Consider the following 9,128-nt stretch of genomic DNA (forward strand, 5'->3'; position numbering starts at 1 on the left):
ACGGTGCATCATTCACCGCCGTCACGCAGCTACAGGAGCACATCGATGCCTTCATCCGCGCCTACAATGAAAAAGCACAGCCCTTCGCCTGGACGAAGAAACGAGTCCGCCAAAACGGTTCAAAGGCTGCCGTATCACTCAGCTCTGATTCCGGGTACTAGCTGCCATTCAGAGTCACCTTGCCGATCGCGGTGGATACCTGCGACTGGCCGAGACAATTACAAGCTTTCTTGCACGGCTACGCGCAACCGCGAAGACGTTAGATGTTTCAGAGCGCCAACGTATCGTCCGACTCCTCGTCAAAGAAATCCTGGTCTCCAATGACACAATCGTGATTCGCCACTCGATTCCTGCGCCAAGCGGTTCACCCGCCGGTGGCGGACCGACTTCGCCCCCTGGAGGCGGCCACCCGTCGGTCGGCGACGCAAGTTACCTTTTGCGTACGGGGAGTAGTAAGCCCATCCTGGCGAATCTGTTTCTGCATCATGCGTTCGATATGTGGATGGCGAGAACCTTTCCTCATCCCGTTTGAGCGCTACGCGGATGACGTCATTTGTCACTGCAAGAGCGCCGACGAGGCGCAGGCGTTATGGAGCGCGCTTGCCGACCACTTTGCGGCCTGCGAGTTGGTGCTGCATCCGGAGAAGACGAAGATGGTCTATTGCAAGGATGCGAACCGGCGTGGCGATTTTCCGAACCAGTCGTTCGACTTTCTCGGGTTCTCATTCCGAGCAAGAAAGACGGTATGGCAAGGAACTATCCACGCGCACGGCTTCATGCCCGCGGTAAGTCCAAAAGCGCTGAAGGCCATCAGCCGGACGATCCGGCGCTGGACTCTTCACCATCACAGCGACAAGTCCCTGCAGGATCTGGCCAAGGCCTACAATCCGTACACTCAAGGCTGGATCAACTACTACGGCCCCTTCCATCGGACGCAGTTGCGTCCGACCCTGAAGAGGATCGATGCCTTTGTCATCCCCTGGGCGCGCCGCAAGTTCAAGCGGCTGCGTCGCAAGACCAAAGGGGCACGAGATTGGTTTGAGCGGCTTTGCCGCGCAAATCCGACTCTCCTCGCTCACTGGCTGTCAATCGGCCCTTTAATTGCGAGGTGTTGTCAAGCTGCCATTCTTTGTCTCCAGTGGCACGACGGCAGCGATCACTTCGTCGGAGCTGGTCGGGGTTGCGGAGACGGAGTGATCGCGGGTGACGAGAGAATCGTCAGCCGGAATTGGCCTGAGGCCCGGCCTCTTTAACGGGTCAACTTATTCGCGTTGATGTCGCAGCTGGGGTCATGGTCCTTCCCGACGTAGCGGGCGCCTCATGTTGATGTCCGGATCCGACGCCTCAACGTTTGCAGCGGAGTGCGGACAAGCCGCCGCCAGCCGATTGAACGAGGTCGTCGCGATCACCGTCCACGTGTCCATAGCCGATATCGAAGACGCGTGACCGATTTGCCGCTCGCAGGGCGGATCGTCCAGCTCCTGGTAATCGCTCGCCGCTTCCGCTGCGACGCCGTCCTGTGCGGGCGCCAAATCTTCACTGAGCGCTTCGCCGAGGGGATTCTGGCGCCGTCGGCCCGACCCACGGCGAGGATGGATTCGATCGTTCATCACCTCGGCCTGGCGCTTGGCGGTCGACCGGCGGCAGGCTTCGCAAAGCGGCTGATGTTGCCGGTGAGTAAGGATACGCTGCTGCGCGTGGTCCGACGCCGTCACCGTCCGCCGGCCGACCCGCTCAAGGTCATCGGCACTGATGATTGGGCCTGGCGGCGCAATCACCGATACGCCAGCATCGTCTGCAACCTGGAAAGGCGCCGGATCGTTACCCTGCTGCCAGATCGTGAGCCCGCGACCGCCCAAGCCTGGCTTGCCGGTCATCCCACGATCGCGATCGTTGCCCGGGTCCGCGGCGGGGGATATGGCGAAGCGGCCGCAAAGGCCCTGCCGCACGCGGTACAGGTCGCCGATCGTTGGCATTTGATGGAGAATGCCAGTCGGGCCTTCCTTGACGCCGTCCGAAAATCGATGCGCCAGATCCGCACCGTCATCGGCGCGACCACGATCGATCCCAAGCTGCTCACCGCGGCCGAGCGCCTGCAGTATGACGGATATCTTCGCCGCGAAGAGACCAATGCAACTATCTTGGCTTTGTCGAAAAGCGGAACACCGATCAAGCAGATCGTACGCAAGACTGGCCATAGCAGGAAGCTGGTTCGACAGGTGATCCGTGGCGAACGCCATGATGTCTTCCGGACCCGGCAGAGTTCGCTCGATCATCACCTGCCATGGCTCGACGATCAGTGGGTTGCCGGCCGCCGAAACGGGACTGAACTTTGGCGACGTCTAAGGACGCGCGGCTTCCGAGGCTCTCTTCGTGTTGTCGCAGAATGGGCAACCCGCAGACGGCGGGTACTCGCAATCAACCGATTCGGAGCGCTACCATGAAGCAATACGTCGGGTTGGATGTCTCACAACGGGAAACTTCAGTCTGCGTAATCGACGAAAGTGGACGAGTAACGTTCGAAGGCAAGGCCAAGTCCGAACCTGGAGCATTGACCGAGCTACTTTGCAAGCGTGCGCCAAATGCTGAGCGTATCGGTTTTGAAACTGGAGCGATGGCGAGCTGGCTTTGGCACGAGCTCCGACGCGTTAACCTTCCTGTCGTCTGTGTCGATGCTCGCCACGCACATGCCGTACTCTCGACCCGCTTGAATAAGAGCGATCAGAATGACGCCCGAGGACTGGCCGAGCTGGTCAGGGTCGGCTGGTACCGAGAAGTGAAGGTCAAGAGCGAAGAGAGCCAAAGGACCCGGGCCGTTCTCGTGGCGCGATCTCGTCTGGTCGCAATCCGAAGGGATATCGAAAACCAAGTCCGCAGCATCGTCAAAGAGTACGGCCTGCTGTTCCCAAGAGCTATAGGCCTTCAGTTTCGGAAGCAGGTCAACGACTTGTTGGGTGATGATCACCACCTGCGTTCCGTGGTTGATCCTCTCTTGCTGGTCCATGATCAGGTCTGTCGGCAGCAAAGTAAATAGACGACGAGATTCGGCGGCTCGCAAAAGCGGATGAAACGACGCGCGCCTGATGACGGTCCCGGGCGTGGGCGTCGTAACCGCCCTGACGTTCAGGCACACGGTCGACGGTCCGTCGCGCTTTCGATCTGCGGCGGCCGTTGGAGCCTATCTCGGGCTTACGCCTCGACGCAACCAGTCCGGCGAGATCGATCAGAACGGCCGAATCTCACGCTGGGGCGATCGACTGCTGCGAACTTATCTCTACGAAGCCGCAACTGTCCTGCTCTACCGTACGAAGAAATGGGAATCGGCTGGCCCCGGCTTGTCCGCACTCCGCTGCAAACGTTGAGGCGTCGGATCCGGACATCAACATGAGGCGCCCGCTACCTCGGAAAGGACCATGACCCCAGCTGCGACATCAACGCGAACAAGTTGACCCGTTAAAGAGGCCGGGCCTCAGCCAATTCCGGCTGACGATTCTCTCGTCACCCGCGATCACTCCGTCTCCGCAACCCCGACCAGCTCCGACGAAGTGATCGCTGCCGTCGTGCCACCGGAGACAAAGAATGGCAGCTTAACAACACCTCGCAATTAAAGGGCCGATTGACAGCACTGGCAGCTATGTCATGGCAACGGCCGAACATCGGGAGCCGTATGAATCGAGAGGTTCACGTACGGTTCTGGGAGCGCCCGGAGGTGAAAGCCCTCCGGGCGACTCGACATGGGGTTCCGGAAAGCTGATCGCATGGTGCGCGTTCGCGCCAAACGCCGGTGCACCAGCGATCGTCGGCCACCTGGCAATTTGGCGGTGTATGCCGCGACTCAGGAGGCAGGAGCGCCCTCGGCGCCAAAGGGCTCAATCGTTGGCTCCCGTTGAAGAGTACGTGGGGTGTTGTCCAATCACCTCAGAACCCACTGTCGAGAGACGATCATGGTCACTCGATGCTCCGTGTTGTCGTTTTTCGGCCGTGTCCCGTTGAGGACGCGTATGTCCGGGAGCCGACGCTGTGGCGTAACTATTCCGACAATACAGCGCAAAGCACATGGTTTTCGTTCCTCAAAAAAGCCCCGCGCGAGCGGACTTTGGTGGCACGTCGATTGCTGGGACACGGAAAAGGATCCGCATGACCATGCAATCCAGTCGTCGCCGCAGGAGTTCAAATGAAACTTGCTCGATCCAAACAAGTCAGCGCCATAGCTGTACGGTTGAGTGCGGTCGGTATCGCATGCATTCGCATTAGCCAAAACATCTGCCTCTCGTCGACAATCTGTAGTCGTCTCCGTGTACCACCGAGCGCATCGCGACCTGCGAACGGAGCTGCAGCGAGTGGGGCGCGAATGCAGCTCGCTGATTGAAACGCGCCGCTTCAGTAACGAGCAAGACGAGATTGATGTGGTACGGCCGCGGCTGCCAGCGCGGCTTTCCTACACGAAAGCTAATGGAGTCCCCAACAGATGAACGCGCCCAGCTATTCCGAAGCCCTGGAATTTGCGATCGACCGCTCGTACGAGATCAATCTCGACATGTTGAGATCGCGAAATCTGCACCTGGACGCGCACAACGACTATCTCGTCGGCACATATCCTCCTCTCAAGGCAATGGGTGACCTGGATGCCGAAAGATTGTTGACTCAGGTCGCCTCGTCAATTGACCTCTATTTTCATATCCCATTCTGTAATCAGTATTGCACGTTTTGCCACTTCGCCAAGGAAATCAATCCATCTTCCGAGCGAGTGGAACGCTATTTGGCGGCCTTAAATAAAGAAATGACTTGGTCGGGCGCGGCGCTTGCTGGGAGAGCTGTTGAGACTGCGTTTTTTGGAGGGGGCACTCCCTCATTTTTGACGAACCATCAACTCAAAACGCTATTTGCCATGGTTAACGAGCGCTTTGATTTGTCGAAGTCAGAAGTAAGTTTTGAGTTGCATCCCTCGCTTGTGAAGCATGCGGACGCCGCGGATCGCATCTCGACTCTACTTAGAGGCGGAGTAAACCGCTTCGTACTGGGCGTTCAAAGTCTAGATCGGGATATTTTGCGTATATTGAACCGCGGGCACGGTCTGGAGGAGGTGATACAACTCGTGACATTGCTGAACGAGATGGGCGTTGAGAATCTATCGCTTGACCTCATGTATGGGCTGCCGCAGCAAACGCTTCGGAGCTGGTACGACTCAATAATCGGGCTGTTGGACATTGGAATAGAGAAGTTCAACGTATTCCCGTTGATGTTTAAATTGACTGACCCCGTGGCCCGCCATTTGGCTATGGGACGCTATCAATTCGCCGGGGCCAAGGAGCGCATTATAATGCACTTCATGGCGGAGCACATCCTCACGAAGCTCGGTTATCGCTATGGACCAATTTTCTATTGGACTAAGAGGTCGCAGCCGCACTCCGTTCAACAAAGCCGTAAATACGATTCCTGGAACGACAATAATCTCGTCCCGTTTGGGGTGGGTGGATTTGGCTACATGAGCCAGTGCCAGTTCTACAACGAGGCAGATCTAGATCGCTATCTACGTAGGGTCGAAGCCGGCGAGAAACCAGTGTGGAAGGGGGTTGTACTGTCCCAGGACGACCTCATGCGCCGAACATTAATGTTTGCCTTGCGAAGCAGCGGAGTGCTGCTCTCCCGCTTCGAGCGCGAATTTGGAGTATCGCTAGAAGAATACTTTTTCGGCGAGCTTGAAATCTTAAGGGAGGCAGGCCTCGTTCGCATTTCAAACGATGGCGTGCTTTCGTTAACCGACGCCGGAATTATCAACTCGGGCGCTGTATCGTTGCTATTTTTCTCTGAGAATGTACTTGAGCGGGTCGCGTACAACGATAGCAGGATAACAGACAAACAAACGGATCTAATCGAAAAGCACGACTACTCGCCCGCCGCAAGATATGGGTCGAGTGCAGAAATGCAAGCTGTTTTTCGATGAAGTGGGGGAGCGCTCGTCTATGGTCGCTACGTTGTCCTTTTCCACTCCGGAACAGCAGCGCCGTCGGGCGCGGCAGATATTTTCTCATGGGTCCGATAGCTTCGATCGCGGGCAACGGAAACGGCCGCTTGGGCTTGTCAGCAATGTTGTCGCCGATCAACTGCCGCACTTCATTGCCGAGATCAAAGGCAGTGAACGGCCAGATGAAGCGGTCAAGGCTCTTGGAAGTAGCATTAATGCGATGATTGCATCGGCTGACCATGATGGACAGCTGCTGAAGTTGCCGGATCCCGACTTCGCCGTCGCTAAGACAGACGTCCAATATCTCGTCAATTGTGCTTATCAGATGTCGGCGTTTGCCGGCCTTGATCCAGTGCAGGCGGAGTTGACGGTGGGAGAGGCGCTGAGCCGTCTCGCCCGCTTAAGCTGCCAGCGACAGCCTAGCATTGAGGTTCTCTCCTATGAAGATATGATCCTGACGAATCCAGTGCAGAGCGATCCTCGCATATATTGCCTTGGCGCCGCCGGGGTCGAGGAGCGAGACTTTTGCTTGGGTCATCAACTCATCGAGAGCGAGCTAAAATTGGCAATCGCAGCTCTACTTGAATTGCGTGATGCGGCTGACGCGGACGCTCATCAATGTCTTGCGCTATGCTTGGAACGCCTTGAGTCAGCGAACTATGTTCTGGCCCGATTTTTTGAACATATGTCGCCCGACCTATTTAGCCAATTTCGTGTGTTTTACGGAAAAAACCCTTACAAGAATAGGCTTGGCCCAAGCGGTCGGTTTTCTGCCCGGGTCGTGGCGGTCTCGGTGCTACTGGTCGGCGAAGAACTCTTTCAGCAGAAGCCGCAATACTATAGGGATTTGTATCGGCTGTCCGAATACTATCCACAGGGAGACATTCACGAGGTATTCCGCTGGTTGTCACCAGATGACAAAGGCGCGGAGCCCACGCCAAGTTGGCTGGAAGGGAAAGCGGACTTTCCTGGGTTTGCAACCATTTCGCCCGTCATCGAACGCTATGGTGGAGAAGTCCGAAGGCTGCGCGCTTCGTGTGTTTGTGCGCTGGAACAGTTTACCCGGATGCACCGTACTACGGCTTTGAAATATACGGTTGAACCGGGTCGTCCAATTGTCGGAGTCGAGGCTTCGGAAAGTGTTGAGGCTGTCCTTTCACAGCGGCTGTTAACGGCGGCGCGATAGCCGGCGGTATTTGGCTAGCTAAAACATGTAGTGATGCTGAGAGGCGCAGGCATCCGACACGGGTCCAAAGGTGGCGTTCGATGTCTCAGGACGAAGTGATGTTTCGTCAATTTGAGTCAGGAGATACTGATGATGTGTGGCATCTGCATAGACGCGCATCGGAGGCGGTTGGTGTGTGTGGCCCGGAAGGAGCGTGGGAGGATGATTTACGAAACATTGGAGAAATATACATCGCGTCAGGCGGAGACTTCGTAGTTGCGCATATTGGTTCCAAGCTCGTTGCCATGGGTGGATTGAAGCTTATTGACGATGACGTCGCAGAGCTGAAGCGTATGCGAGTCGATCCTGCCTTTCGACGGCGAGGGCTTGGGACGAGGATTCTTAGTGAATTGGAAACGCGAGCCGCCGCCCTGGGATTCAAGCGGATAGTACTCGACACGACAAAGATCCAAGTAGGGGCTCAAAGACTTTATGAGGCCGCTGGCTACGTTCGCCGTAAGGAAGGGATGTTGCACGGATATGAAGTGATCTTCTACGATAAGCGGCTTGTCGGCCGGGATGAGCCACGTCACATAATCAACGAGGTTGTGGGCCTGGAGAATCCACGCTAGCCCTGTAGGGACCTGGCGTCGTGAAAGGCTGAAGCAGGTGAAGGCGCTGGAGTTCGGCTCGCGTCGACTGAGGAGAAGCGCGGGCGCCGCGGAAGCGGTTTCGTCGTCCGTGAAGAAGCTCCCAAGTCATTGAGCGGGAGTCGAATTTTGGATCGGAGCGAGGTTCGGGATTGCAAGCTTTTTGGATTTGAAGGCCCGAAAGCTTGCAATTTGATTTTTGGGATTCCGTCGAATCGCGTGTCGTGATTCCGTGGTCGCAACGGAGGGGACGATGCGACCCAAGGAACGACGGGACAGCGGACAGGCCGACCTTCTGCGCTCGCGGCTGGACGCGATCATCGACATGAACCATGCGCTGGTGCAGCTGGCGCGGACGATCGACTGGGCATTCCTCGAGCAGAAGTTCGGCGCGGTCTATGAGGACAAGCCGGGCCGGCCGCCGCTGCCGACCCGGCTGATGGCGGGGTTGGCGATCCTCAAGCACAGCTACGACCTCTCCGATGAGTTGCTGTGCGAACGCTGGGTGGAGAACCCCTATTACCAGTTCTTCTGCGGCGAGAAGTTCTTCCAGCACCGCCTGGTGTTCGACCGCTCCTCGCTGACCCGCTGGCGCCAGCGCATGGGCGAGGAGAAGCTGCAGGCCTTGCTGCAGGAGAGCCTTGCGGTTGCGACCAAGACCAAGGCGCTCAAACCGTCCGATCTCAACCGGGTCTTCGTCGACACCACGGTGCGGCCCAAGAACGTGATGTTCCCGACCGACGCGCGGCTTCTCAACCGCGCCCGCGTGTCAATGCCGCTCCAAATTTCCCCAGATGTGCCGAAGTAAAATTCCCCAGGTGGGCGGTACCCCGGTGATCAGCCGGCTGGCTGGTGATCGTTGGCTCCATGTTTGAGTGGTCGACCGCGGCGGCGCGGCGGCTGTGCCGGGATTGGCGAGTTGATGGAGGCCTTGGAACGGACGTGCTCGGGCATGAGATCGGCATGCTGTCGCAGGCGGTAGCTTGATCCTTCGATCTGGACGACGACCGCATTGTGAAGTAGCCGATCGAGCAGCGCCGTGGCCACCACCGGGTCGCCAAAGACCTCACCCCATTCGGCGAAGCCGCGATTGGAGGTGAGGATCATGGCGCCACGCTCGTAGCGAGCGTTGACGAGCTGGAAGAACAGATTGCCGCCGCCGGGGATGACGGGCAGGTATCCGATTTCGTCGACAATCAGCAACGAGGTCCGGCACAGCGGGCGAATCCGCTCGCGCAATTGCCCCTCCCGCTCGGCCTTGGTCAGAGCGCCGATGATGTCGGCAAGACTTGCAAAATAGACGCTGCGGCCGGCCTTCACGGCCTCCACGCCCAGCGCCGTGGCGAGA

5 protein-coding genes and 4 pseudogenes are annotated in these 9,128 nt (G+C 57.7%); 8 read left to right on the forward strand and 1 reads right to left on the reverse strand.

Annotation, left to right across the window (positions count from 1 at the left end; genetic code table 11):
* The 8 genes and pseudogenes from ACZIRK_RS43860 to ACZIRK_RS43895 form a co-directional block, all read left to right on the forward strand.
* A pseudogene (locus ACZIRK_RS43860) lies at positions 1-148 on the forward strand (IS630 family transposase); the annotation flags it as partial.
* Positions 149-485: 337 nt separating this feature from the next.
* Entirely contained in the window at positions 486-1,253 is a 768-nt protein-coding gene (locus ACZIRK_RS43865) for a group II intron maturase-specific domain-containing protein (protein WP_245475147.1), read from the forward strand.
* A gap of 162 nt (positions 1,254-1,415) precedes the next feature.
* A pseudogene (locus ACZIRK_RS43870) lies at positions 1,416-2,423 on the forward strand (ISL3 family transposase); the annotation flags it as partial.
* A gap of 17 nt (positions 2,424-2,440) precedes the next feature.
* Positions 2,441-3,323, forward strand: a pseudogene (locus ACZIRK_RS43875) (IS110 family RNA-guided transposase); the annotation flags it as partial.
* Positions 3,324-4,468: 1,145 nt separating this feature from the next.
* Positions 4,469-5,944, forward strand: a complete 1,476-nt coding sequence (locus tag ACZIRK_RS43880; protein ID WP_165421495.1) for a coproporphyrinogen-III oxidase family protein — start codon at positions 4,469-4,471, stop codon at positions 5,942-5,944.
* Positions 5,916-7,151 carry a hypothetical protein gene (locus tag ACZIRK_RS43885; RefSeq protein WP_245475144.1) on the forward strand — a complete coding sequence of 412 codons (1,236 nt, stop codon included), beginning with the start codon at positions 5,916-5,918 and terminating at the stop codon, positions 7,149-7,151. Before ACZIRK_RS43880 ends, ACZIRK_RS43885 begins: the two co-directional genes overlap by 29 nt.
* An 80-nt stretch (positions 7,152-7,231) precedes the next feature.
* Complete coding sequence (locus ACZIRK_RS43890) at positions 7,232-7,762, forward strand: GNAT family N-acetyltransferase (protein ID WP_051397385.1); 531 nt, start codon at positions 7,232-7,234, stop codon at positions 7,760-7,762.
* Positions 7,763-8,033: 271 nt separating this feature from the next.
* Positions 8,034-8,543: pseudogene (locus ACZIRK_RS43895) on the forward strand (transposase); the annotation flags it as partial.
* A 74-nt stretch (positions 8,544-8,617) separates the two neighbouring features.
* Here ACZIRK_RS43895 and ACZIRK_RS43900 read toward each other — a convergent pair.
* Positions 8,618-9,128 (reverse strand): ATP-binding protein (locus tag ACZIRK_RS43900; RefSeq protein ID WP_474419699.1); only part of this gene is annotated, 511 nt, incomplete at its 5' end.

Source organism: Bradyrhizobium sp. Leo114 (assembly GCF_055229415.2).

Coding starts and splice junctions, on each gene's coding strand:
- ACZIRK_RS43890 (WP_051397385.1), top strand. CDS start 7,232: ATGTCTCAGGACGAAGTGATGTTTCGTCAATTTGAGTCAGGAGATACT.
- ACZIRK_RS43880 (WP_165421495.1), top strand. CDS start 4,469: ATGAACGCGCCCAGCTATTCCGAAGCCCTGGAATTTGCGATCGACCGC.
- ACZIRK_RS43865 (WP_245475147.1), top strand. CDS start 486: ATGCGTTCGATATGTGGATGGCGAGAACCTTTCCTCATCCCGTTTGAG.